This is a genomic window from Micromonospora sp. WMMA1363, from assembly GCF_030345795.1.
GTDB lineage: Bacteria > Actinomycetota > Actinomycetes > Mycobacteriales > Micromonosporaceae > Micromonospora.
Genome location: NZ_JAUALB010000001.1, coordinates 798,198 through 821,825, shown reverse-complemented (window position 1 = coordinate 821,825; position 23,628 = coordinate 798,198). Strand labels below are relative to the sequence as shown.

General features: G+C 72.2%; 22 protein-coding genes. 13 read left to right on the top strand and 9 right to left on the bottom strand.

Annotation, left to right across the window (positions count from 1 at the left end; translation table 11 throughout):
- Positions 1 to 93: 93 nt before the first annotated feature.
- The 4 genes from QTQ03_RS03765 (at position 94) to QTQ03_RS03750 (ending at position 2,956) form a co-directional block, all read left to right on the top strand.
- Entirely contained in the window at positions 94 to 363 is a 270-nt protein-coding gene (locus QTQ03_RS03765; RefSeq protein ID WP_289276735.1) for a metal-sensitive transcriptional regulator, read from the top strand.
- 127 nt (positions 364 to 490) lie between these two features.
- A complete protein-coding gene (locus QTQ03_RS03760; RefSeq protein WP_289276734.1) occupies positions 491 to 1,891 on the top strand; it encodes an MBL fold metallo-hydrolase in 1,401 nt (466 codons plus the stop codon).
- A gap of 74 nt (positions 1,892 to 1,965) precedes the next feature.
- Entirely contained in the window at positions 1,966 to 2,682 is a 717-nt protein-coding gene (locus tag QTQ03_RS03755) for a polyamine aminopropyltransferase (RefSeq protein ID WP_289276733.1), read from the top strand.
- 97 nt (positions 2,683 to 2,779) lie between these two features.
- Positions 2,780 to 2,956, top strand: a complete 177-nt coding sequence (locus QTQ03_RS03750; protein ID WP_289276732.1) for a hypothetical protein — start codon at positions 2,780 to 2,782, stop codon at positions 2,954 to 2,956.
- 202 nt (positions 2,957 to 3,158) lie between these two features.
- On the opposite strand, the gene QTQ03_RS03745 is transcribed toward QTQ03_RS03750, so the two are convergent.
- Complete coding sequence (locus QTQ03_RS03745; RefSeq protein WP_289276731.1) at positions 3,159 to 4,736, bottom strand: glycosyltransferase family 2 protein; 1,578 nt, start codon at positions 4,734 to 4,736, stop codon at positions 3,159 to 3,161.
- Positions 4,733 to 6,115 carry a glycosyltransferase family 4 protein gene (locus QTQ03_RS03740; protein WP_289276730.1) on the bottom strand — a complete coding sequence of 461 codons (1,383 nt, stop codon included), beginning with the start codon at positions 6,113 to 6,115 and terminating at the stop codon, positions 4,733 to 4,735. Before QTQ03_RS03740 ends, QTQ03_RS03745 begins: the two co-directional genes overlap by 4 nt.
- Before the next feature lie 279 nt (positions 6,116 to 6,394).
- Between QTQ03_RS03740 and QTQ03_RS03735 the strand changes: the two genes are divergently transcribed.
- Entirely contained in the window at positions 6,395 to 7,423 is a 1,029-nt protein-coding gene (locus QTQ03_RS03735; RefSeq protein WP_289276729.1) for a glycosyltransferase family 2 protein, read from the top strand.
- Between the two features lie 27 nt (positions 7,424 to 7,450).
- On the top strand, positions 7,451 to 8,569 hold the full coding sequence (locus QTQ03_RS03730) for a glycosyltransferase (protein ID WP_289276728.1): 1,119 nt from the start codon (positions 7,451 to 7,453) through the stop codon (positions 8,567 to 8,569).
- 127 nt (positions 8,570 to 8,696) lie between these two features.
- Here QTQ03_RS03730 and QTQ03_RS03725 read toward each other — a convergent pair whose 3' ends face one another.
- Both QTQ03_RS03725 and QTQ03_RS03720 read right to left on the bottom strand, forming a co-directional pair.
- Positions 8,697 to 9,830, bottom strand: a complete 1,134-nt coding sequence (locus tag QTQ03_RS03725; RefSeq protein ID WP_289276727.1) for a fatty acid desaturase family protein — start codon at positions 9,828 to 9,830, stop codon at positions 8,697 to 8,699.
- Positions 9,831 to 9,844: 14 nt separating this feature from the next.
- Positions 9,845 to 10,936 carry a ferredoxin reductase gene (locus tag QTQ03_RS03720; protein WP_289276726.1) on the bottom strand — a complete coding sequence of 364 codons (1,092 nt, stop codon included), beginning with the start codon at positions 10,934 to 10,936 and terminating at the stop codon, positions 9,845 to 9,847.
- A gap of 84 nt (positions 10,937 to 11,020) precedes the next feature.
- Here QTQ03_RS03720 and QTQ03_RS03715 point away from each other — a divergent pair, with 84 nt between their 5' ends.
- Positions 11,021 to 12,241 (top strand): PucR family transcriptional regulator, encoded by a 1,221-nt coding sequence (locus QTQ03_RS03715; RefSeq protein ID WP_289276725.1) that lies wholly within the window; start codon positions 11,021 to 11,023, stop codon positions 12,239 to 12,241.
- Between the two features lie 238 nt (positions 12,242 to 12,479).
- Here QTQ03_RS03715 and QTQ03_RS03710 read toward each other — a convergent pair whose 3' ends face one another.
- Complete coding sequence (locus QTQ03_RS03710) at positions 12,480 to 13,544, bottom strand: MerR family transcriptional regulator (RefSeq protein ID WP_289276724.1); 1,065 nt, start codon at positions 13,542 to 13,544, stop codon at positions 12,480 to 12,482.
- Between the two features lie 366 nt (positions 13,545 to 13,910).
- Here QTQ03_RS03710 and QTQ03_RS03705 point away from each other — a divergent pair, with 366 nt between their 5' ends.
- The 3 genes from QTQ03_RS03705 to QTQ03_RS03695 all read left to right on the top strand — a co-directional run bounded on the left by QTQ03_RS03705 (position 13,911) and on the right by QTQ03_RS03695 (position 17,767).
- The gene (locus tag QTQ03_RS03705; RefSeq protein ID WP_289276723.1) at positions 13,911 to 14,912 is read left to right on the top strand and encodes a calcium/sodium antiporter; all 1,002 of its coding nucleotides are present in this window, start codon (positions 13,911 to 13,913) and stop codon (positions 14,910 to 14,912) included.
- 193 nt (positions 14,913 to 15,105) lie between these two features.
- Complete coding sequence (locus QTQ03_RS03700; RefSeq protein ID WP_289276722.1) at positions 15,106 to 16,515, top strand: acyl-CoA synthetase; 1,410 nt, start codon at positions 15,106 to 15,108, stop codon at positions 16,513 to 16,515.
- A gap of 373 nt (positions 16,516 to 16,888) precedes the next feature.
- Positions 16,889 to 17,767 carry an LLM class flavin-dependent oxidoreductase gene (locus QTQ03_RS03695; RefSeq protein WP_289276721.1) on the top strand — a complete coding sequence of 293 codons (879 nt, stop codon included), beginning with the start codon at positions 16,889 to 16,891 and terminating at the stop codon, positions 17,765 to 17,767.
- A 60-nt stretch (positions 17,768 to 17,827) separates the two neighbouring features.
- On the opposite strand, the gene QTQ03_RS03690 is transcribed toward QTQ03_RS03695, so the two are convergent.
- The 4 genes from QTQ03_RS03690 to QTQ03_RS03675 all read right to left on the bottom strand — a co-directional run bounded on the left by QTQ03_RS03690 (position 17,828) and on the right by QTQ03_RS03675 (position 20,271).
- The gene (locus tag QTQ03_RS03690; protein WP_289276720.1) at positions 17,828 to 18,259 is read right to left on the bottom strand and encodes a DUF2399 domain-containing protein; all 432 of its coding nucleotides are present in this window, start codon (positions 18,257 to 18,259) and stop codon (positions 17,828 to 17,830) included.
- Positions 18,260 to 18,415: 156 nt separating this feature from the next.
- Complete coding sequence (locus QTQ03_RS03685; RefSeq protein WP_502889836.1) at positions 18,416 to 18,646, bottom strand: LamG-like jellyroll fold domain-containing protein; 231 nt, start codon at positions 18,644 to 18,646, stop codon at positions 18,416 to 18,418.
- Positions 18,647 to 18,817: 171 nt separating this feature from the next.
- Positions 18,818 to 19,189, bottom strand: a complete 372-nt coding sequence (locus QTQ03_RS03680; RefSeq protein ID WP_289276719.1) for a hypothetical protein — start codon at positions 19,187 to 19,189, stop codon at positions 18,818 to 18,820.
- Positions 19,186 to 20,271: a metallophosphoesterase gene (locus QTQ03_RS03675; protein ID WP_289276718.1), complete on the bottom strand. Its 1,086-nt coding sequence runs from the start codon at positions 20,269 to 20,271 to the stop codon at positions 19,186 to 19,188. Before QTQ03_RS03675 ends, QTQ03_RS03680 begins: the two co-directional genes overlap by 4 nt.
- Before the next feature lie 466 nt (positions 20,272 to 20,737).
- Here QTQ03_RS03675 and QTQ03_RS03670 point away from each other — a divergent pair, with 466 nt between their 5' ends.
- The 3 genes from QTQ03_RS03670 (at position 20,738) to QTQ03_RS03660 (ending at position 23,480) form a co-directional block, all read left to right on the top strand.
- Complete coding sequence (locus QTQ03_RS03670) at positions 20,738 to 20,998, top strand: hypothetical protein (RefSeq protein ID WP_289281028.1); 261 nt, start codon at positions 20,738 to 20,740, stop codon at positions 20,996 to 20,998.
- On the top strand, positions 20,992 to 22,467 hold the full coding sequence (locus tag QTQ03_RS03665) for an MFS transporter (RefSeq protein WP_289280656.1): 1,476 nt from the start codon (positions 20,992 to 20,994) through the stop codon (positions 22,465 to 22,467). Before QTQ03_RS03670 ends, QTQ03_RS03665 begins: the two co-directional genes overlap by 7 nt.
- Positions 22,468 to 22,694: 227 nt before the next feature.
- A complete protein-coding gene (locus QTQ03_RS03660) occupies positions 22,695 to 23,480 on the top strand; it encodes an MBL fold metallo-hydrolase (protein WP_289276717.1) in 786 nt (261 codons plus the stop codon).
- Positions 23,481 to 23,628: the final 148 nt, after the last annotated feature.

Here is a 23,628-nt window from a genome sequence, read left to right as displayed (position 1 = left end):
GCACCGGGCGGGCGCCGCCGCCGACGACGACGCAACAGGGTGGCGCCCAGGTACCCCCGCGGGTATATTTCCCGGCAGGAGGTGGTTAACGCGATGAGGCTTCGACCCGAGATGACGAGCGAGGCGCTGACCCGCCTGAAGCGGGCGCGGGGTCAACTGAACGCGGTTATCGAGATGATGGAGAGTGGCCAGGACTGCCGCGACACCCTCACCCAGCTTGCCGCCGTGTCGAAAGCCCTCGATCGAGCCGGCTACAAGATCATCGCTTCCGGCATGCGGCACTGCAACGCGGCCCGTGAGCGCGGCGAGGAACCGGAGATGACGGAGGAGGAGTTGGAGAAGCTCTTCCTGGCCCTGGCCTGATCGGACCGACGCCGCCACCACGTGTAGCGCGGCGGCGGGCGGGTACCCCGGACGCGCTGGCAGCCCGTCTGGGCCTCCGGCCGCCACATACCCCATGGGGTAGCGCGTCTCCGAAGGAGCAGCCGCAATGGCAGTCGACGTGTCGGTCATCGCGACCTCGTCCCTCGGTGACCGCAGCTACCTGGCATCGGACGGACGGGCGGCCGTGGTCGTGGACCCACAGCGCGACATCGACCGGGTCGTTGCCCTGGCGGGGAAGCTCGGTGTCCGGATCACCCACGTGGTCGAGACGCACCTGCACAACGACTACGTGTCCGGCGGCCGGCAACTCGCCCAGGTGACCGGCGCGACATACCTGGTCGCGGCCGCCGAGCAGGTGAACTTCGAACGGGTGCCCGTCGAGCACGGAGCTGTCGTCGAGGTGTCGGACGGAATGCGCCTGCGGGCGGTGACCACCCCCGGTCACACCCTCCACCACCACTCATACGTTCTCCAGGAACCCAACGGGGACGGCTGGACGCCGAGCGGGGTCTTCACCGGCGGGTCACTGCTGTTCGGCACGACCGGCCGGACCGACCTGCTCGGTCAGGAGCACGCCCACGAACTGGCCCTACGCCAACACGCCTCGGCGTGGCGCCTGGCCGACCTGCTTCCCGACGGAGCGGAGGTGTGGCCGACCCACGGATTCGGCAGCTTCTGCTCCGCCGGCCAGGCTGACGCGCCGGAGTCCACGATCGGCCGGGAGAAGAGGTTGAACCCCGTGCTGCGGCTGGCCGCGGACGACTTCGTCAGGGAGACCCTGGCCGGACTCGACGCCTACCCGGCGTACTACGCCCACATGGGCGTGGCCAACGCGGCCGGCCCGGCGCCGGTCGACCTCACGCCGGTGGCCCGCGCCGACGCCGGCGCGCTGCGGGGGCGGATCGCCGGCGGCGAGTGGGTGGTCGACCTGCGACACCGCACGGCGTACGCCACGTCGCACCTGGCCGGCACGGTCAGCCTGGGACTCGACGGCCCGATGTCGACCTGGCTGGGCTGGCTGATCGACTGGGGATCGCCGCTCACCCTGCTCGCCGACACGCCGGAGCGGGTCGCGGAGGCCCAGCGGGAGCTGGTCCGCATCGGCATCGACCGGCCCGCCGCCCGGGCGACCGGTCACCCGGAGGAGTGGGTGGACGATCCGACCCACCTGCGCCGGTTGCCCGTCGCGGACTTCGCGGCACTCGCCGCGGCCCGGGCGGGGAACGCTCCGTCCGGCCTCCCCGCCGCCGACGTCGTCCTGGACGTGCGGATGACCAACGAGTGGAAGACCGGCCACGTCGAAGGCACCGTGCACATCCCGCTACCGGACCTGCCGCGGCGGGTGGCCGAGGTCCCGCAGGGCACCGTGTGGGTGCACTGCGGGTCCGGGTACCGCGCCACCGCCGCGGCCTCACTGCTGGCCAACGCCGGTCGGCGGGTCGTCGTCATCGACGACCGGTTCGGGAACGCGCAGGCGGCGGGGGTGGCCATGGTGGCCCCGGTCTGACCGGCTCGACCGACACGCCCGGGCCGCCCGGGCCGCCCGGACCCGGCTCCGGCCAGCCGCTAGCATCCGGATCCGTGGGCACACGGTTCGAGGAGCTGGCCTGGCGAGAGACGCCGATCGGCGCCATCAGCCTGCGCCGGCGCCGCGACCCCGCACTCGATGTCGAGGTGTACGAGGTGAAGCTCGACGACGAGTTCCTGATGTCCAGCCTCTTTCCGGTCGCGGAGATCGAACTGGCCCGGCTGGGGCTCGCCCCGCTCGCCGGGCGCGAACTCGACGTGGCCGTCGGTGGTCTGGGCCTGGGCTACACAGCGCGCACCGTGCTGGAGGACGATCGGGTCGCCTCGATGGTGGTGGTGGAGGCGGTCGAGGACGTCATCGACTGGCACCGGCGGGGCCTGCTGCCGTTCGCGGCCGGGCTCGCCGCCGACCCTCGCACCCGCTTCGTGAGTGCCGACTTCTTCGCCGCCGTGGCGGGCCCGGGCCTCGACCCGGACCGCCCCGGGCGGCGGTTCGACGCGGTGCTGCTCGACGTCGACCATTCCCCGCGCAACCTCCTGCACCCGAGCCACGCCGGGTTCTACACACGCGCCGGCCTGCGCCGGCTCGCGGCGTCGCTACGCCCGGAAGGGGTGTTCGCCCTGTGGTCCGACGACCCACCCGATCGAGCGTTCGAGGACCTCCTCGCCAGCGTTTTCACGCATGCGGTGTCCCACGTCGTCCACTTCTCCAACCCGCTGACCGGCGGCGAATCCGCCAACACCGTCTACCGCGCACACACCCCGTCCTGAGGACCGTTTCCACTGGTCGGCTCGCATGTTGTCGGCGAGGGCGGGAAGGTCACCGGAAACGCCCCGCAGGCACGCGGGGTGCGGACGGGAGGTCGACATGCGGGCAATGCTCTGGGTCGTCGGCGTCGTCGCCGGCGCGCTCGTCCTGCTCGGGCTGCTCCTGGAAGCGGCCCGGTGGCTGATGATCATCGGCGTGATCGCGCTGGTCGTGGTGATCGCCCTGGCCGTCGTCAAGGGACGGCAGCTGATGCATCGCCCGCCCAGCCGCCGCTAGGCGACGCGTACCGACGCGACCGTGGAGTATTCCGTCGCCCCGCCTTCCTGCCCGCCGTGCCCCGATGGGCGAGAAGCTCGCCACCGCCGCCCGCGAGCATGGGGTGGACCTGGCAATCGGTCCGGTACGCCAGCTCCGGCGCGACGGCCGCCCTCCGGCCGCGCCGGAGGCCGGCACCGCCGAGGTCCGCGGCGCGGGGCGGCTAGTGGCGTCGGCGCAGGGTCCGACGGACCTGGGCGAAAACCCGGTTCGGGGTCACCGGCACCACGGAGAGCATCAGTCGGCCGGAGTCGTCGACGACCGGCGTGACCACGTACAGCCGGGCGCCGCGCCGACGCAGCAGCGGCGCGGTCGCCCGCAGGCGGGGCGCGCGAAGCGCCGCCGAGCCACCCGCCCCGGTGGCCCGGTTGGCTCCCTGGGCCAGGCCGGGGTCGAACCCCCCGGGCTGGGCCGACAACGCCCGCCGCTGACCGGTGGGTCCGGTCGCGGCGAGCAGATCGGCGGCGCGGAAGCGAATCCGCAGCGTGGTGCCGTCCGGGCCGGCCGACACCGTCGTGGTCTCGGCGACGATCTCCTCGGCGCTGACACTGACCCGCCCGAGGTCCGGCACCGGGGTGGTCGCGGTGAGGGTGAGCACCCGCTCGCCGCGCTCGTCGGTCTCCCAGGCGATGGCGGTGACGTCGAGCTTCGCGGTCCAGTCCGGCGCCGTCGTGACGTCGAAGCAGGAATCGGACACGCCGGTGCGGAACCCGGGGTACGCCGCGTACCGACGACCGCCCTCGACGACCGTCGGCGGCACGCCGGTGCAGGCGTCCTGCCCGATCGCGGCGAGCAGGTCGTCAAGTCGGCCGTCCCGGGTCAGGGTGAGCCGGATGCGTGTCTCGGCGTTCAGCTCGCGGGCGATGTCATCGGTGAGGTACGCCGCCGCCAGCCGCCCGACGCCGTCGTGTACCCGCTGCTGCGTGTCGCGGTCCAGCCGCAGCAGGTCGTCCTCGACCAGTTTGGCGATCTCGTGGTCGAACCGGCGGGCCATGACGGCGTCGCGCTGTTTACCCGGACCGATCAGGTCAGCGACGAACTCCGTGGTCGCCTCGACGGTACGCAGCCGGTCGAGGTGTCGGCTCAGGTAGGTGATGTTGGTGGCGCTGAACCGCCGGACGGCGAAGTAGAACTCGTAGTCGGCCAGCACCGAGACGCGCCGCGCCCGGTAGCACGCCTCCAGCGTGAACGGCAGGTCACTGCCGAGCGGCAGGTCCTCCCGGTAGCGGATCCGGTGCTGTTCCAGCAGGTCCCGCCGGAACAGCTTGGTGTTGGCCAGCGACCGGGGCAAGGGCGAGTCGAACAGATCGACGTCGACCTGGTTGGCGGCGAAGATGTCCTGGTAGATGTGCCGGCTGTTGACCCCGACCACCTTGCCGAGCACGACGTCGGAGTCCCACTCGTCGGCGGCTGCGACCAGCCGTCGCAGCGCCTCCGGGCCGAGATGGTCGTCGGCGCCGACGAAGAAGACGTACCGGCCGGCGGCGACGTCGAGCGCGCGGTTACACGGGCCGGCCGGACCGCCGGAGTTGGCCTGGTGGATGACCGTGAACACGCCGGGGTGCCGGGCGGCGAAACGGTCCAACTCGGCGCCACTGCGGTCGGTGGAGCCGTCGTCCACCGCCACCACCTGCAACCGGTCCAGCCCGATGGTCTGCCCCACCAGCGAGTCCAGGCACCGGGTCAGGTACGGCATGGTGTTGTAGACCGGCACCACCACGGTGACGTCGGGCGCGCTCACGGCGCCTGCACCACAGCCGGCGTGGTGGTAGACCGACCCGGTGGATCCCCGCCGCCCAGCAGGCGCCGGTAGACGGCGTCGAGCCGCTCGGCCTGCGCCTCCCAGGTCCAGTCGGGCAGCGGTGAGGCCGGGCCGTCGTACACCCGGCGGTACCGCTGTGGGTCGGCGAGCACGGCCCGCACGGCGCGGACCAGGTCGGTGGCGTCACCCGCCCGGAACACCTCGCCCTGCCCGGTGGCCTGGACGGTGTCGGCCATCGTGCGGACGTCACTGACCACGACGGGGAGCCGGGCGTGCGCGTACTCGAAGAACTTCGTGATCAGGGCGATCTCGTGGTTCGGCCAGTGGTGGATCGGGATCAGTCCGACGTCCGCGGCGCTCAGGAAGGCGCTCACCTGCCCGTGCGGCACGTACGGCACGGGGTGCACCCGCTCGGCCACGCCGAGCCGGGCGGCGACCGCGAGCAGGCGCCTGACGTACGGCGCGGAGGGGTCGGCGACCACGAGCGCGAGGTGGGCTCCGGGTAGCCGGGGCAGCGCCTCGACGACCGTCGCCACCCCCCGCTGCTCGACGAGCGTGCCGCTGTAGACGAGCAGCGGCGTCTCCGGCCCGACGCCACACCGGTCCCGCAGGTCGGGCACCTCCGCCGGGGTCGGCGACGGGTCCGTCACGGCCGGGGCGTTGAGCAGCACGGTGGGGCGTTCGGCCAGCCCGTGCTCGTCCTGGAGCAGCTCGGCCAGAGCCTCCGAGACGGTGACGACCGCGTCGGCGTGCGACACGTACTCCCGCAGGTAGGCGAGGTGAGCGGGCAACCACCGTACGTTGTCGCGCCGCGGTCTCGCGCCCGGCAGCCACTCGTGTGCGTCCCACACGAGCCGCACCTCCCGGCCGGCGGTCCGGGCCCGGTCGACCGCCCGCGCGGCCACGCCGAGCATCCGGAAGTCGTGGGCGTGGATCAGATCCGGCGCCAGGGCGTCGACCACCGGTCCGAACACCCGCTCGTAGGTCCACAGCCCCGGTTCGAGGTGCCGCCACGCGCGGTCTCCGGCGACCGTGCGCCAGAAGAAGACCTGGGCGTGCTCGACCGGTCGTCGGGCCAGCCGGGCCGCCCGCAGCAGCGGCCCGCCACGGGCGACCAGGCGTTGCCGCAGGCCGGTGCGGCCACCGCCGCGGTTCCCGCCCATCGGCAGCACCCGAACCTGGGCGCCGCCCAGCCGCCACTCCCGCTCGACGTCGGCGCAGCCCAGCAGTGTGACGTCCCAGCCCGCGTCGGCGGCCGACCGGGCCGCCTTCTGCACCCGGGAGTCGCCGTCGACCCCGTTGTCCACGAGCATGACCACCCGGCCACCGCCGGCCGCGGCGACACCGTCGAGCTGCACGAATGGTTCTCCGATTCCTCAGACCAGCGGACGCCCGGCGAGTCTACGGCAGTTTCGTCCCGCGACATGGATCAGGCGCTGCCCCGCGCCGTGACGACTTCCCACCACCCGCACCCTGCGCAGCGATCCAGCAACCGTTCGTATACCTGCTGGACATCGTCGCCTCATCGGCACTTACCCTCGACCCGGTGAGGTCAGGTAAGGTGGTCCGGTCGACCCCGGGCACCCTCGATTCGCTGGCTCCCGAGGCAACCGCAATCAATGCGTAAGCGGGTATTCATGTCGCGCACACCTGACGTCAGCGTGGTCATCCCGACCTGCGACCGGCCGGCCCTGGTGACCCGCGCGGTCCGCAGCGCCCTCGCTCAGTCGGTGGCGGAGATCGAGGTCGTCGTCGTGGTGGATGGAGCGGACGCCGGCACGCAGGCCGCGCTCGCCGCGATCCCCGACCCGCGGCTGCGCGTGCTGCCGCTACCCGAGCGGGGCGGCGCGCCGAACGCCCGCAACGTCGGGGTCCGCGCGGCCCGTGCCCGCTGGACGGCGTTCCTCGACGACGACGACGAGTGGCTGCCCCGCAAGCTGGAGGTGCAGCTCGCCCTCGCCGCCACCGCGACGGCCGGATCCCCGATCGTCGCCAGCCGCCTGGTGAACCGCACCCCGCGCGCCGAGTTCGTGCTGCCCCGCCGGCTACCCGCGGCGGGCGAGCCGATCTGTGAGTACCTCACCGTTCGGCGAGGCCTGTTCCACGGCGACGGCTTCATCCAGACCTCGACGATCATGGCACCCACCGAGCTGCTGCGCCGAGTCCCGTTCACCGTCGGCCTGCGCCGGCAGCAGGAGCTGGACTGGACGCTGCGGGCCCTCGAGCACGACGACGTGGAGTTGCTGATGGCCGCCGAGCCGCTGGTGCTGTGGCACCAGGACGAGGACCGGCCCCGGATCAGCCTCTCCTCCCCGTGGGCTGCGCAGCTCGAGTGGCTACGCTCCACCCGCCCCCTGCTCACCCGCAAAGCGTACGCGGCCATCGCGCTCAGCGTCGTCGGCTCGATGGCGGCGACGACACGCGACCCGAAGGTCTTCCGGACGGTGCTCGCCGACGCCCGCCGGCACGGCCAGCCGGGCGCGATCGACTACCTTACGTACCTGCAGATCTGGATGGTCCCACCGCATCTCCGGCACGCCCTGCGGGATCGGATCCTGGACCGCCGTCGCCGTCCGACCGGCCCACGGACGGCTGCCGACCACACCGGCGCGGACCTCCCACCAGCCCGGTCCGACCAGGTCGCCGCCGACTCCGGAAACCCGTGACCCGTGCTGCGGTATCCTGATCCATCGATGCCCCACGTCGTCATCTGGCGCAGCCACCTGCTGGCCGGCTCGGAGACGTTCATCCGCAACCAGGCCGACGCGCTCACCACCTGGCGGCCCACCTACCTCGGGGCCGTGCGGGTCGTGTCCGCGCTGTCCCGCGACACCGACGTGCTCGCCTTCCGTGGCACCGGCCCGGACCGGCGGGACCTGCTCGCGCTGAAGGTCACCGGCCGGTCGGCCCGGCTCACCCGACTGCTGCGGCGACTGCGGCCGGCTCTGGTACACGCCCACTTCGGCGGCGACGGCTGGCTGATCAGCCGCACCGCCGCCGACCTGCGCATCCCCCTGGTCGTCACCGTGCATGGCCGGGACGTCACCCGCCAGCCCGCCCTTCCCGGCCTACGCGGGGCGCGGCAGCGGCGCAACCTGCGCGTGGCGTTCGAGCGAGCGGCGGTCGTCGTCGCGGTCAGCGACTTCATCCGCGACCGGGCGATCGCCCTCGGCGCCGACCCGGCCAAGGTCCAGGTGCACCACATCGGCGTGCCGATCCCGGCCCTGCCGGCGGCCACCCCGCCGGTGTGGGACGTGGCCTTCGTCGGCCGGTTCGTCGAGAAGAAGGGGGTCGACGATCTCGTCGAGGCGCTCGGGCTGCTACGGCCCCGGCGGCCGCGGGTGCTGTTCATCGGCACCGGGCCGCTGGAGGGGCCGCTGCGCGCCCGGGCGGCACAACTCGACCTCGACGCCACGTTCCTCGGCGCACAGCCACCGGCGGTGGTCAGCCACCACCTGGCGCAGTCGAAGCTGTTCGCCGCGCCGTCGCGAACGGCGGCGGACGGCGACTCCGAGGGCCTGCCCATCACCATCCTCGAGGCGGCAAGCCTCGGCCTGCCGGTCGTGTCGACGTACCACAGCGGCATCCCCGAGGCCGTCGTGCCCGGCGAGACCGGCCTGCTCGGCGCCGAGGGCGACCGGCCGGCGCTGGCCGGGAACATCGCCCGCCTGCTCGACGACGACGCCCTGCGCCAGCGGCTCGGCCACGAGGCCCGCCGGCACGTCGAGGACCGCTTCGACCTGCACAAGCAGACCCGCCGGCTGGAGAAGTTGTACGACGAGGTCGCCGGAACCCCGCCGGTCGGTCGCTAGGCTGCCGCCCTGACGGTCGAGGTCGACGTCCCGGCGTCGGAACCGCTGGTCGCCGACGACGTCCGCCTGATCCCGCACGACCGGCCCGGCTACGGCGGTCCCGTCGGCCGGCGCGTGCGAGACCTTCTCAGACGCCGGACGGGGCAAGCGCCCGCGTCGACCGGTCATCGGTCCGCCGACGGTTGGGCAGCGACAGGCGGAAGACCTTCCGCCACGCCGAGAACACCTGCCGGGGCAGGGAACCCGCCGTGTAGGTCAGCCCGTACCGGTCGAACAGCGCCCGCACCTGCGGGGCGACCTCCCGGTAGCGGTTGCTGGGCAGGTCCGGGAAGAGGTGGTGCTCGATCTGGTGGGACAGGTTACCGGTCATGATGTGCATGAGCCGGCTGCCGCTGATGTTGGCCGAGCCGAGTATCTGCCGCAGGTACCACTCACCCCGCGTCTCGCCCTCGATCGAGCTCTTCTCGAAGGTCTCCACGCCCTCCGGGAAGTGCCCGCACATGATCACTGAGTGGCTCCACAGGTTACGGATCAGGTTCGCGGTGAACGTCGCGGCGAGGGTGCTGAGGAAGGACGGGCCGGACAGCAGCGGGTGCAGCACGTAGTCCTTAAGAACCTGTCGGCGGATCTTGCGCCCGACCGCCCGGGCCCGGGCCCGGAACTCCGGGTCCTTGTGCCGACCCTTCTTCAGGTTGCGGCCCAGTTCCAGGTCGTACGCGGCGATGCCGTACTCGAAGAAGCAGGCGTTGATGAAGTTCCACAACGGCTGCCCCAGGTAAGCCGGGTGCCACGGCTGGTCCTCGTCCACGCGCATGATGCCGTACCCGAGGTCGTTGTCCTTGCCGACCACGTTGGTGTAGCGGTGGTGCAGCTCGTTGTGCGAGTGCTTCCACTGGTCGGCCGGGGACACGTGGTCCCACTCCCAGGTGGTCGAGTGGATCTTCGGGTCGCGCATCCAGTCCCACTGGCCGTGCAGGACGTTGTGCCCGACCTCCATGTTCTCCAGGATCTTGGCCACGGTGAGCCCGGCCGTACCGACGACCCACGCGGGCGGGAAGAGCGAGAACAGCAGCACCGCCCGGCTGCCCAGTTCCAGACTCCGCTGGGTCTTGATGACCCGGCGAATGTACCGGGCGTCCCGTTCGCCCCGGTCGGCCAGAACCCGGTCCCGGATCGCGTCGAGTTCCTTGCCGATGACCTCGATGTCCTGGGCGGTGAGGTGAGCGATCGGGCTGACGGACTTGCGCTGGATGACGGTCACGTAGGCACTCCGGGTCAGTGGTCGAGGTCGCAGGGGCCGGCCGGGGCCGACACGCAGGTCTGGATAAGGACGCCGTCGCCGGGCACCGCCGTGGTGAGCGCCCCGTTACGCAGGTCGCGGACCGCGCCCTGGCGCAGTGGCAGGACGCAGCCGAAGCAGATGCCCATCCGGCAGCCCGAGGGCATCAGCACACCGGCCGCCTCACCGGCGTCGAGCAGTGGCGTGGCGCCGTCGGCGGTCACCGTCACACCGGTCCGGCCGAACGTGACGGTGCCGCCCTCGCCGGGCGAGACGACCGTCGGGCGGAACCGCTCGGTGTGCAGCCGCTCCGCCCGGCCCGCGGCGGCCCAGTGCGCCGACAGGACGTCGAGCAGACCGACCGGGCCGCACGCCCAGGTCTCCCGGTCGAGGTGGTCGGGTACGAGATCGGCCAGGTCGGCGACACCGAGCTCGCCGTCGCGGTCGGTGTGCCGCTCCACCAGTCGCAGCGCGCCCGTCTTGGCGAGTTCACGCAGCTCCGCGCCGAAGATCACCTCTGCCGGGGTGGGCGCGGAGTGCACGAGGGTGACGTCGGCGCCGGCGAGGGCACCACCGCGCAGCATCCCCATCACCGGGGTGATCCCGCTGCCCGCGGTGACGAAGAGCACCCGCGCCGGCGCCGGCGTGGGCAACACGAAGTCACCCTGGGCCTGGTCGAGTTGCACGATCGTCCCCCGCCGCACGCGCCGGACGAGATGGTTGCTGACCACCCCGTCCGGGATCGCCTTCACGGTGATCGAGATCGGGCCGCGGCGATCCCGGGGAGCGGAGGTCACCGAGTACGCCCGCCAGAGCCGTACGCCGTCGACGTCCACGCCGAAGCGGACGTACTGCCCGGGGACGTGCCCCCGCCAGTCCCGTCCCGGTTGGACGACCACCGTCGCCGCGTCCCGGGTCTCCGGCCGCACGGCGACGATCCGCCCCCGCAGGTCGGCGCCGGCGCGCAGCGGGGCGACCAGGTCGAGGTAGTCGTCGGGTAGCAGCGGGGTGGTCACCGCCGCGGCGAGCCGCAGAATCCGGCGCCGCAGCGACGCCGTCGCGGGTGGACGCGGGACGGTGGTGGTCATATCCCGATGGTTGCGGCACACTGACATAAAATCTTGGCCCGCGCAGGTGAACTGGGCCCATCGTTTTGTACGGAGGGAACAATCGTGCCGGACCGGTCCGAAGCGACCCGTCGCGCCGCCCGACTGGATCTCGACGAGCGGGTGGCCGGCGCGCTGTGCGACCGACTGCCCCTGCTCGCCGAGCGGACCGTGACCGCGATCACCGCCGAGGTTCCCAGTTATTCCGGCACCCTCACCGGCCAGATGCGGGACAAGATCGAGAATGCGGTGCAGATCGCCCTCGGCACGTTCCTGCAGCTGATCGAACGCTCCCACGGCCCGGACCCGAGCACCCCCCTGGTCCCCGCCCTGGAGGCCGCGTACGCCCTGGGCAGCGGCGAGGCCCGCTCGGGGCGGAGCGTGGACGCGCTGCTGGCCGCGTACCGGGTGGGGGCCCGGGTCTCCTGGCGGGAGATGTCCACCATCGCGGTGCGCGGTGGGCTCACGGCGGGGACCGTCGCCGAGTTCGCCGAGCTGATGTTCGCCTACATCGACGAACTGTCCGCCGCGAGCGTCGCCGGGCACGCCGACGAGCTGGCCAGCGTCGGTCGGGCCCGTCGCCGCAACCTGGAGCGCCTCGCCCAGCAGCTACTCGCCGGCGAACCCGAGGAGGTGCTCACCCACAGTGCCGAGCGGGCCGACTGGCCGGTCCCGCAGACGCTCACCGTCGTTCTGCTGCCCCGCACCAACCTGCGGCCGACGCTGGCGCTGCTCGACGAGCACACCCTGGAAAGCGGCGACGACCTGCCGGCGACCGGGCCGGGCGAGGAGAGGGCCGTGCTCCTGGTCCCCGACGGGCACGGTGACCGGCGGAGGCAGCTCGCGCGGATCCTGCACGACGGCCGAGCGGTGCTCGGCCCCGCCCGGCCGTGGACCCGGGTCGCCAGCTCCTACCGGCGGGCCACCCGCCTACTCGCCCTCGGGATCGCTCATCCCGCCGACCACGGGCCGCTGGACACCGAGCGGCACCTGGCGGAACTGCTGCTCGGGGCCGACACCGAGGCGTTGGCCGACCTGCGGGCCCAGGTGCTGCGACCACTCGCGGCGCTGCCTCCGGCCACCGCCAGCCGGCTCGCCGAAACGCTACGCTCGTGGCTGCTGCATCACGGTCGCCGCGACGACGTCGCCGCCGACCTGTTCGTTCACCCGCAGACCGTGCGCTACCGGATGGGCCAACTCCGGGAGCTGTATGGTGATCGCCTCACCGATCCGCGGGCGGTCCTCGACCTCACCCTCGCCCTCGCCGCCGGGCCGCCGGCGCTGTGACGCCGCCCGTCCATCAGCCGCGGCGCCACCGACGCCGCCGCCCGCTCCTGGAGCAGGTCGACCGCGCGTCGGAGCATGACGGGATTCGTCGAGCCCAACGCCCGGCTCGGCATGTCGCAGCGGCTCCGCCGGGCTTGGCGACTGCGGGGCCTGGCGGCTCGGCGGGTGGGTGAGCCGGGCCCACGGGCCGGTCACCCACCCACCCCGGCCACGTTGGCGCGACGGACGGCGGGGCGCCCTACGCGGCGACGACGTCCGCGACGACGCAGGCGATGTTGTCCGGCGCGCCGTGGGCGTGCGCCAGCTCCGTCAGCCGATCCACGGCCTGCTCGGGATCCGCGTCGGCGCTGAGGACGGCGGACAACTCGGCGCGGTCCGCGACGGCCGACAGGCGTCCGAGCAGCAGGTACCGGTCGCCGACATGCGCCGTGCGCAGCGCCAGGTCGACCTCCACGTCGGGGCCAGCGCCCAGCGCCCGCACCAGCAGCGCCCGCCGCGGATGGGACGCCACCGCGTCGGCGCCGAGCCGGCCCTGGTCGACCAGCGACTGGACGTACGTGTGGTCGCTGGTCAGCTGGGACAGTTCCCCGTCGCGCCGCAGGTACGCCCGGGTGTCACCGACGTGCACCAGCGCGAATCGGTCGCCGGAGCGCAGCAGTGCCGTCAGGGTGGTGACCGGCTGGTGGTCGCCGGTACCCGCCCGGCGGACGGCGCGGTCGGCGTCGACGACCGCGTCGGCCAGCAGGGCGAGCAGTTCAGTCGCCGGCACCTCGGCGAACTCCAGCGGCCGGAGAGCGTCGACCGCGGCAGCGCTGGCCGTCGCACCACCGGGTCCGCGCATCCCATCGGCGACGGCCAACAACCGTCCGCTCGCGTACGCGGCGTCCTCGTTGCTGTCGCGTACCGCTCCGGTCTCGCAGCGCACGGCGTAGCGCAGGCCCAGGGCGTGGTTCGGGTCGGTCATCGTCGAGTCCCTTCCGGAGAGGAAATCCACGAGGTGGGTGGCGGCCCGGCTCCGGGTCACGGCGTCGGTGGCAACCGTCCGCCGGTACGCCACGATCGCCTCGGCCGCCGCAGCCGGCGGAAGCTCGCCCACCCTCCCGATCTCGACCAGTGGCATGCCGACCCGGCGCAGCGTGGCGATCAACCGGGCTCGGTCAAGTTGATCCGGGGCGTAGAACCGGTAGCCGGATTCGCCGTCGACGGCGGCCGGTGGCAGCAGACCCGTCCCGTCGTACAGGCGCAGCGCCTTCGGTGTCAGTCCCGCCGCCCGGGCGGATGACCCGATGGTCAGCCGCTCCATGTCGCCGTCCTCCTCGTGCCGGCCACCGCGGCCGGCACCCAGGCTGGGCCTTCCCCCAGGGGCAGGGTCAAACGACCGGCCGGCGCCCGTTCCGCCCGGACGTCCGGGCGCCGTGAGCTTCCGCCTCGTCCGGCTCGCATCGGATTGGACCGGACCAGATGACCGAGGCCGTCAGCGGGATCCCCTCGGGCACCACGTCCCCACGCCGGTCGACGGGGCGCGCGCCGGTTCACCGACGCCCGCACCCGGCCCGGGGTCGACGAGCCGGTAGGTTGGGCGCCGGTATGCCGGACGCCTGGTCGGCAGGGCAACGTGGTCGACGCCTTATCAGGGCAACGTGGTCGACGCCTTATGTGGAGCGCATTCATGACGATCCGGATTCTCCTCGCCGTCGCCGGTCTGCTGCTGCTCGCCGTGGCCGCCGACCACCTCGTTGTCGGTGCGTCCCGGCTCGCCCCCCGGCTACGGATCAGTCCAGTCGTCGTCGGCGTCGTGGTGATCGGCCTGGGCACCTCGGCACCGGAGCTGTTGGTCTCCGCGGTGGCTGCGGCCCGAGGCGACGCGGGCATCGCCCTGGGCAACATCACCGGCTCCAACATCCTCAACCTGACCATGGTCCTCGGCGTCGCCGCGCTGGTCGCCAAGGTCACGGTGAGGTCGACGGTGATCCACCGCGAGGTGCCGCTGGCGGTCACGGCGGTGCTGCTCTTCGGTCTCCTGGCCTGGACCGGCCTGACGGTCGTCACCGGCGCGGTGCTCGTGCTCGCCGTCGCGGGGGCCCTGTGGCTGCTGGTGCGGTGGGCCGGCGAGGGACGCAACACCGCCCTGGCCAGAGAGATCATCGACTACGCGGACGGCGATGACGTCACCGGCGCCGACCCGGCTACGGTCGCCGCGTCACGCGAGGCGGCACAGCGGCAACGGCCGGCCTGGTTCGAGCCGGTCCGCACCGTGCTCGGCCTGGCCGGGGTCCTGGCCGGGGCGCAGCTGCTGGTCGTCAACGCCGCCACCATCGCCACCGACCTGGGTGTCCCCCAGCTGGTCGTCGGGATCACGTTGGTCGCGGTGGGCACCTCGCTGCCGGAGTTGGTGACCACGATCCAGGCCCAGCGACGCGGTGAGTCCGACCTGCTCGTGGGCAACCTGTTCGGGTCCAATCTGTTCAACAGCCTCGTCGGCGGTGCGGTGATCGCCTTCGCCGCGCCAGCCAGCGTCCCCCGTGCGAACGTCGCACTCGTCGTGGTGATGGGCCTGACCGCGCTGGCGGCGTGGGCGCTGCTACGTCGGAGCAACTCACTCACCCGCCCGGAGGGCTCGGTGTTGCTCGCGGCGTACGTGCTGACGATGCCGCTGCTGCTGGCCGCGTGAGCGGAACGTTCCGCCCGTGGAGGCCGGGCCGACGCGACGGGTGGTGGCTCGGTGCCGACGGGGTGGCCGCGGCGGGGCGTCCCGACTACGGTCGGGGCGTCCGGCGTGAACGCCGGCTGTGGTCCACCACCTGCCGGGCCGGCCGTACCCGCACGCCGGAGCAGGGGTTCGACCGGGAGAGAGGGGCGTCATCGTGCGGCTGCTGACCTGGCTGTCCGAGTCCACCGACGACCGGCCGGACGCGGTCAAGGTCGGCGACCGGGCGGTGTCCTGGATAGAGCTGCGCCACCTGGCCACCGCCGTCGCCGACGACCTGCGCGGGGTCGACCGGGTGGCGATCGGAGCCACCGCCAGCCTGGAAACGGTGGTCGGCGCGGCTGGTGCGCTGTTGGCCGGGGTCGCGGTCGTGCCGGTGCCGCCGGACGCCGGGCCGATGGAACGCGACCACGTCCTGTCGGACTCGGCGGCCAGCGCGGTGCTCGTCCCGGCGCGCGACGAGCATCCGGGCACCCGATGGGGACGGCCGGTGATTCCGGTCGACCTGAGCCGCCACGCCGGCACCGTGCACCCCGAACCGGACCCGGCGGACCCGGCGCTGATCCTCTACACCAGCGGCACCACCGGCGCGCCGAAGGGCGCGGTGCTGTCCCGGCGGGCCGTCGCCGCATGCCTGGACGGGCTCGCCGAGGCCTGGCACTGGACACCCGACGACCTGCTCGTACACGGGCTTCCCCTGTTCCACGTACACGGCCTCGTACTGGGCGTGCTGGGTCCGCTGCGGCTCGGCGGCCGGCTGCACCACGTCGGACAGCCTCGCCCGGAGCGGTACGCCGCCGCAGCCGGAACGCTCTACTTCGGCGTTCCCACGATCTGGTCCCGGATCGCCGCAGCCCCGGACGCGGCCCGTGCGCTGAGATCGGCCCGGTTACTCGTGTCGGGAAGCGCCGCGCTGCCCGCGACGGTTTTCGCCGACCTTGCCACACTCACCGGCCACCAGGTCGTGGAGCGGTACGGCATGACCGAGACACTGATCACCATCAGTGCCCAGGCCGACGGACCCCGCCGGCCCGGCACCGTCGGGGTGCCGCTGCCCGGGGTGTGCACCCGGCTGGTCGACGAGCAGGGTGGTGTCCTTCCCGCGGACGGCACGTCGATGGGCGAGTTGCAGGTACACGGGCCGACACTCTTCGACGGGTACCTGAACCGGCCGGACGCCGGCGCGGCCGCCCGGACATCCGACGGCTGGTTCCGCACCGGCGATGTGGCCACGATCGGCCCGGACGGCTGGCACCGCATCGTCGGCCGGGCCGCCACCGACCTGATCAAGAGCGGCGGATACCGCATCGGTGCCGGGGAGGTGGAGGACGCCCTGCTGGCACACCCCGGCGTCTGGGAGGCCGCCGTGGTCGGCACACCCCACCCGGACCTTGGCGAGCAGGTGACCGCGTACGTGGTGGGCGACGGCGTGGGCGAGGCGGAACTGATCGACTTCGTGGCCCGGCGGTTGTCCGGGCACAAGCGGCCCCGTCAGGTGCGGCTGGTCGACGCGCTGCCACGCAACGCCCTGGGCAAGGTGCAGAAGTCCCGGCTGACGGCGGACTGACCCAGCCGGGAGAGATGGACCAGTGGTCGACGGCCGTACGGCCGCGCTGGCGGTCCGTCGGCGTCCACAGGCGCCCGCCCTGTTGCGGGTCGGCACGCTCGTCGAGGGCCGGTGTGGCTGGTTCTGCGGTCCCGCGGTGGTGTGGGGCCGAGCGGGCAACGGCCGGCATGAGTGTGGCGGCGCTGGGCGGCTGCGGTTGTCCGCACTCGGACAACCGCAGCCAGAATTATCCCATTAGTCTATATTAGGATGATCGAGCTGACAGGGTCGCACGAGCAGCACCCTGCCGGGTCGTGTCGCCTTCGTCGAGGTGCTCGTACTCGACCACAGTCCGGGCAGCTGCGGGCGCTGTCGCCAACGGTGAGGTCTGATCATGCGGATTGGAGTGCTCATTCTGCCGTCCACGACGTGGAAACGCGCAGAACGCATGTGGCAACTCGCTGACGAGATGGGATTCGCGCACGCCTGGACGAGTGATCACATCGCGTGGCAGGACCTGGCCGGTCAGGAGTGGTACGCCGCGGTGCCGTCGCTGGCCGCCGCGGCGGTCGGGACGCGTCGAATCCAGATCGGCACCCTCGTCTCGTCACCGAACTTCCGCCATCCGGTGCCGTTCGCCAAAGAGATCATCACGCTCGACGACGTCAGCGGTGGACGGTTCGTTGTGGGGCTCGGCGCCGGCGGCGGCGGGCTCGACGCCAACTGCCTCGGGCAAGAAGAATGGACACCGGTCGAACGCGCCCAGCGGTTCGCCGAGTTCGTGGAGCTGACGGCCAAGCTGCTGTCCGCACCGGTCACCGACGCGAACGGCACCTTCTACAAGGCTCGACGGGCGCACATCACGCCGGTGGACGCGCCGCCTCGACAGATTCCACTGGCGATCGCCGCGACCGGGAAACGTGGCATGGCACTGGCGGCGCGTCTCGCCGCCACCTGGGTCACGAACGGCCGGTCGCCACGCCACGGCCTCGTTCCGCCGGTGGCAAGGCCCGACGACGTCGCGACACAGGTACGTCAACTCGCCAGCCGCTGCGAGCACGTCGGCCGCGACCCGGCAACCGTGCGCAGGCTGCTGATGAACGTGAACAGAGAGCCGTCGGTGCTCGCCTCCCTGGGCGCGTTCCGGTCGGCTGTCGCCGCATACACCGAGGCGGGTATCACCGACATGGTCGTGCCGTTTCCCGACCAACCACCGTTCAACGCCAGCATGACGGTGCTGGAACAGGTAGCGGAAATTCTGCCTGAGCTCTGACCCGACGGGCGGGGCCCGCGGATGGCCCGTTCGTCCGGCCCGCGCCGCGGACGTCTCGGCCTAGCGGCTCATGTCGGCGAGGAGGGAGTCGACGACCCCCTCCTCGAGCAGCGCGACGCCGTGTGCGCGGACGGCCTCAGCCAGGTGTGCGTCCCACGGCGTGTGGTCGACCCGGCCCACCGGTGGACCGGCGACCGGAACGGCACGCTGGTAGTCGTCGGCGCCGAGCAGCCATGGCCGGGCGGTCGTCTTGCTCATCACGTGGGCGGCGATCCGCAGGCCGTCCCCGTCGATATCGCCGCGGTACCTCAGCTGCGCCCCAGCCGCAGCGAGGCCGCGCAACAGCAGGATCGCGGCCGTGCTGGGCCAGCCGGCAGTACAGACCACGGGTGGACAGACGGCGCCGAAGCGGCGGAGAGCGGCCGCGACGACGGCAGGGTTCTCGACGACGAAGACCGTTGCGGGCAGCGGCCCGAGCGGCTCGTGCCGCACCTGCGCAAGCGTGACCAGGGCTACGCCCCCGTCCGGCCGGCGAGTGGCCGCCAACCCCTCTCCCCAGCCCGGGCGCGACCGGGCAGGAAGCCGACCGGACGGCCTCGGGATCATCTCGTCAAGGACGGAAGTGTCCTGTCGACGGGTGGCTGCACGTTACGCGTACGGTGCCAGGAAGTTCTTCGGGCGCAACGCCTTCGCGGTGATCCGGACGTCTCCGATCCAGCCGTAGAAGCCCTGGCCGTACCTGAGGTCGAAGGAGGTGGCGCCGATCACGAACGGACGGCCGAGCGTGGCGATGCCGGTCGACGGCTGGGTGGGGTTCCGGGCGATCTTCGACCCGTCGATGTACACGACGGTCTGCCGGCCGTCGTTGACCACCGCGATGTGGGTCCAGCGTCCGATCGGAAGGGTATGGCTCCACGAGGTCGGATCGGCGTCCTGCTTGGCCGGGTAGACGACGTACTGGAGGAACCGTTCCGGAGAGATGTTGAGGCTGCAGGTGCACTCCAGGGGGGACCAGCCGGTGGTCTTGCCGGCGTCGCCGCTGCGCCCCTCTCAGCTCAGGATCCAGGCGTGGTCGCCTTCGTACGGGTCGGGTAGCTTGACGAACGCCTCGATGGTGTAGCCGCTGGTGAACGTCATACTGTTGATCGGTGCGTCCGGAGCGGCCTGCAGGATCGCGCCACGGTCCGGGCCCTTGCCACCGTCGAAGCGAAGGCTGGCGTGTGCCGGCTGGCCAGGGTGGTGCTCGGTCGAGTAGGTCAGCGCGTCGGAGCCACCGGCGTTGATACGCCGGGCGGTGGGGTTGTTTCCGTTTCCGCTGAGGTCCCGTACGACGGTTCCGTCGGCGACCGGGCTGCCGGCCGCACCGGTCGTCAGCCCGTACGAGTCGAACCGCCAGTATCCGACCGTGCCACGCGGCGTCACCGCGACCGGGGGACGCGGGCCGGCGGGGTCACCGGCGCGAACCCACTGAACCGAGCGGCGAAATCGATCTTCATGCTGAACCGGTCGACCGGGCCGGTGAGTTCGATCGTCTCGGCCTCCAGGGGCGTCCGCTTCCGTGGGTCTCGGGAGAGGAACCAGGGCGAGAAGGTCTCGACGTCGATGACGTTGCGGGCCAGGTCGAAGTGGTAGAGGCGGATCATGGCCGCGCCACCGTAGTAGCGGTCCTGGTAGTTGGTGATGTGGACCTGCACGTCGTTGCCGGCGGCGTTGGTGAGGGTGGTGCGGCCGGGCGGCCAGTAGTGGCCGTTGAGGGTGAGGAAGATCTGGTCGTTGTCCCGGATCAGCCGGTCCCAGAGCCGTTGGCCGTGGCTCGACAGGCGGGCCTCACCGGCGGCGTCGGCCCAGGCCAGATCATGGGTGGTGAGGATGACCGGCAGGCTGCGGTGCTCGTCGAGCACCCCGAGCGCCCACCCGAGCCCCTTGTCCGACACCCGCCAGTCCAGCGCCATGACCAGCCAGTCGCGTCCACCCGCGCGCAGGACGTGGTAGCTGTTGTAGCCGTCGGGCGAGGCGCCGCCGAACGTCGGCATCCGGGCGAACCGCTGCGGTCCGAAGGCGCGCAGATAGACGCTGTCACCGCGCTGGTCGTCACCACCGCGGATGTCGTGGTTGCCGGCGAGGACGCTGTACGGCAGCTTGCCGTCGAGCCGGTGAAAGGCGTCGCTGGCGAGCGTGATCTCGTGTTCGGTGCCGTGCTCGGTCACGTCACCGAGGTGGGTCATGAACACGATGTTCGCGTCCCTGCGTTCCCGGCTGAGGTAGCGGAAGGTCGCCTTCAGCGGCTCCGGGTCCGAGCTGTCCTCGTCGAAGAGGTACTGCGTGTCCGGCAGCACCGCGAGCGCGAAGCGGGGGCTGTCCGAATCCACCCGGCCAGGCGCCGCCTCGGCCGCCGCGGGGGCGCCGAGCAGTGCCGTGGCCGCGCCGGCCGCCGCAGGCGCGGCCAGCGCGGCCTGCAGAAGGCTCCGCCGATCGACGTTCGGTTGGTCGCCGCTGGTGGTCATCCGGCCTCCCGGGTAGCTGCTGCGGGTGAACGCCGTGCACCCTCCCGCACCGCGGTGAGCGCTCTCCGACGCCGATCTGAACGGTGTCGGGCTGCCGACCGAAGACCTGTACCGCGCCGGAACTCGGCCCGTCTGCCATCGGCAGACGCAGGTCGGTGGCTCCTCAGGCGCCCGTGAGCTGGGACTTCTCGGGCCGGAAAGCTGGTCGCCGGTGTGCTGGTCCGGGTGTCGTACGGGTGGGCGCGCGGCAGCAGCGGATCACTCGTGACCGGTGGCGAGGTGCTCGTGCGCCCGCCCGGGGTCGTCCGGGCGCCAACCCGCGCGCATCGCGTCCCGGTAGTCGCGGCGGCGCGACGCCGCACCGGCCCACGGATCCGGCCACGAACCGCGGCATGATCGGCGCTGGATGGGGAAACCCGCTCGCCGGCCTGGGGTAGGGCGTCCCAGAAAGGGGGGCGAAGATCCTATGCAACGGTCAGCTCGTGGTGCGTACGAGCTACCCGGCCGGACCGCCGCCCGGCATCGTCCGGTCAGCCGTGTCGTCCCGCTGGCCGGTGCCGGTACGGATGGTCCGGTCCAGCAGGTCGGAACCCGCGGTGAGATCCAGACCGCCGGTCGGCTGGTGTCGGCGTCGTGGGCGGGAGCGGAGCGGGTGCCACCGGGTTGCGAGCGTTCGGCGCCCGGCAGTCCCGGCCGCGCCCGCCACCTCGTCCGACCGGTCTGGTGAACGCGGAACGCGTGCCCGAAGAGGACCAGGCGCCCCGGACGGCGAAGGGGCGGCCGGTTCGGCGTTGGCCGGTGGTCGCGGTGAGTGCCCTCGTCGCGTTCATGGCGGGACTCAACATCTCCGCGATGATCATTGCGGTGCCGCTCATCGACGAGGTGTTCGACCTGACCGACGGTGACCAGCAGTGGCTGGTGTCGGGCTACTTCCTCACGTTCGGGCTGGCGTTGGTGCCCGCCGGCCGGTACGGGGACGTGCGGGGGCGGCGCAACATCTTCGTGGTCGGTGCCGCGTTGTTCGTGGTGGCCAGTGTGGTCGCGGGTTCGGCCCCGTCGGGGGGAGTGCTGATCGTCGCCCGGCTGGTGCAGGGCCTGGCGGCCGGGATGACCACGCCGCAGGTGTTCGGGCTGATCCAGCGTCTGTTCGCACCCCGGGATCGGGGTCTGCCGTTCGGTGTGGTGGCGGCGGGGGTCAGTCTCGCCCGGCTGTTGGGGCCGTTGCTCGGTGGTGGGCTGATCGTGGCCGGTGGGACCGAGTTCGGCTGGCGGTGGGTGTTCCTGCTGAACGTTCCGATCGGGCTGACCGTCGCTGTCGCGGGGTGGCGGCTGTTCCCCGTCGCCGAGTCCGCCGAGCGGCCGAAGATGGATGTGGTGGCGGTGCTGTTGCTGGTCACCGGTTTGACGTCGCTGTGGCTGATCCAGGGCGAGGGGTTGTCGCTTCTGGTGCGGGCGCTGCTCCTGCTGGCCGGTCTGGCGGCCCTGGTGGGCTTCGCGGTCTGGGAGCGTCGTTACACCCGGCGTGGTGAACCGCTGTTCAACCTGAGCCTGTTCGGGGTCCGCTCGTTCGCGTTGGGTTTGTTCGTCGCGACGTTCTACCACGCCGGCTACGACGCCCTCTACTACCTGTTCTCGGAGTACCTGCAGGACGGGCTCGGGCACGACGAACTGGCCGCCGGAGTCGCTCTCACCCCACTGGCCCTGGGCGCAACCGTCGGTTCGGTCGTGGCCGGGGCGAAGGCGGGGCGGATCGGTCGCCCGCTGGTCGCCGCGGGGCTGCTCCTGGCGGCGGTGGGGATCACCGCGCTGACCGTCGTCGACATCTTCCTGCCCGGCCCGGGCTCACCGCACACGGCGACGTTGCCGTTGTTGCTGGCCGGTCTGGGTGGTGGGTTGGCCGCCGCTGGCGTGGGCGGCGGGATGGTCGTGGCCCCGAACCAGACGCTGACGCTGTCCGAGGTCCCGCGCGCCGAAGCGGGCAGCGCCGGTGGCATGCTCCAGACCGGGCAGCGGTTCGGCGGCGGTTTGGGGGTCGCCGTCGTCGGGGCCGCCCTCTTCGAGAGCCTGGACCGCACCGGCACCTGGACACTCGCGTTCCGGCTGCCGCTGCTGATCATCATCTGCTTTCTGGTCATCGGGCTCGTCGCGGCAGTTGCCGATCTCCACCACCTCAGGCGACACCGCACCAACGCGTAAGACCGGCACAGTCGTCTGGCTGAGGCCAGGTAGTCCAGCGGAACTCTGGTCTCGTCTCACCCGGCGGTATCGTGGCCGGACCAGGTTGGCCTCGCCGGCGGTGGATCTTCCAAGCTCGGGTCGCATTCACCGGGGCCACTGGACAGGAACCCACACAGTAGATCTAATTTGCCGGTGAACTCCGCCCACACCGCCCCGCCCGAACCGCCCCGTCAGGCCGCAGCACAGTGAAGGTGCACCACCTCAACTGCGGGACCATGCGGATACTCACCGCGACTCTGGTGTGCCACGTGCTGCTCGTCGAGACCGACAACGGCCTCGTCCTCGTCGACACTGGCCACGGCCTCGACGACATCGCCGATCCCAAGCGCCGCATCGGCCCGGTGCGGGGCGTCGTGCGGCCCGTGCTCGATCCCGACGAGACAGCCGCACGGCACGTGGAACGCCTCGGCTTCCGGCGTGACGACGTACGACACATCGTCGTCACCCACTTCGACGCCGACCACATCGGCGGCCTCTCCGACTTCCCGCACGCGACCGTTCACGCCACCGCCGACGAGGTGCTCGGCGCCCGGACCCCGCCGACCTGGCGCGAGCGGAGCCGGTTCCGCCCCGCCCAGTGGGAGCACGGTCCACGCATCGTCGAACACGGTACGACCGGCGAGCCGTGGCGCGGTTTCGCGGCCGCGAAGCCCCTGGACGAGATCGCACCCGGGATCGTGCTGGTCCCCCTGCCTGGTCACACCCGCGGCCACGCCTGCGTGGCGGTTGACGCGGGCGATCGCTGGCTGTTTCATGCCGGCGACGCCTTCTATCACCCGGGCAGTATCGGCGGACGCGGCGGCGTGCCGCTCGCCCTGCGCGCGATGGAGACTCTCGTCGCATACGATCGCAAGAAGGTACACGAGAACCACGCCCGCCTCGCAGCCGTGCAGGCCAGCGCGGAACCGGATCTGACGATCTTCTCCGCTCACGACCCGGCCGCGTTCGCCATCCTCAGCACCGCCGGCTAGCGTCCGCGCCGGCGATTCGCCCAGTGCTTTCGGCCGGCTCGAGCAGGGCGAATCCGCGTCCTTCGGGGCGCGTGTGACACGCCGTAGGATGTTGCGGACGAGGTTGTCGACCGCGGAGTCTGTCACACCTCGACGGCATCCGGGCCCG

Coding starts and splice junctions, on each gene's coding strand:
- QTQ03_RS03765 (WP_289276735.1), top strand. CDS start 94: ATGAGGCTTCGACCCGAGATGACGAGCGAGGCGCTGACCCGCCTGAAG.
- QTQ03_RS03760 (WP_289276734.1), top strand. CDS start 491: ATGGCAGTCGACGTGTCGGTCATCGCGACCTCGTCCCTCGGTGACCGC.
- QTQ03_RS03750 (WP_289276732.1), top strand. CDS start 2,780: ATGCGGGCAATGCTCTGGGTCGTCGGCGTCGTCGCCGGCGCGCTCGTC.
- QTQ03_RS03735 (WP_289276729.1), top strand. CDS start 6,395: ATGTCGCGCACACCTGACGTCAGCGTGGTCATCCCGACCTGCGACCGG.
- QTQ03_RS03730 (WP_289276728.1), top strand. CDS start 7,451: ATGCCCCACGTCGTCATCTGGCGCAGCCACCTGCTGGCCGGCTCGGAG.
- QTQ03_RS03720 (WP_289276726.1), bottom strand. CDS start 10,936: ATGACCACCACCGTCCCGCGTCCACCCGCGACGGCGTCGCTGCGGCGC.
- QTQ03_RS03710 (WP_289276724.1), bottom strand. CDS start 13,544: ATGGAGCGGCTGACCATCGGGTCATCCGCCCGGGCGGCGGGACTGACA.
- QTQ03_RS03705 (WP_289276723.1), top strand. CDS start 13,911: ATGACGATCCGGATTCTCCTCGCCGTCGCCGGTCTGCTGCTGCTCGCC.
- QTQ03_RS03695 (WP_289276721.1), top strand. CDS start 16,889: ATGCGGATTGGAGTGCTCATTCTGCCGTCCACGACGTGGAAACGCGCA.
- QTQ03_RS03675 (WP_289276718.1), bottom strand. CDS start 20,271: ATGACCACCAGCGGCGACCAACCGAACGTCGATCGGCGGAGCCTTCTG.
- QTQ03_RS03670 (WP_289281028.1), top strand. CDS start 20,738: ATGCAACGGTCAGCTCGTGGTGCGTACGAGCTACCCGGCCGGACCGCC.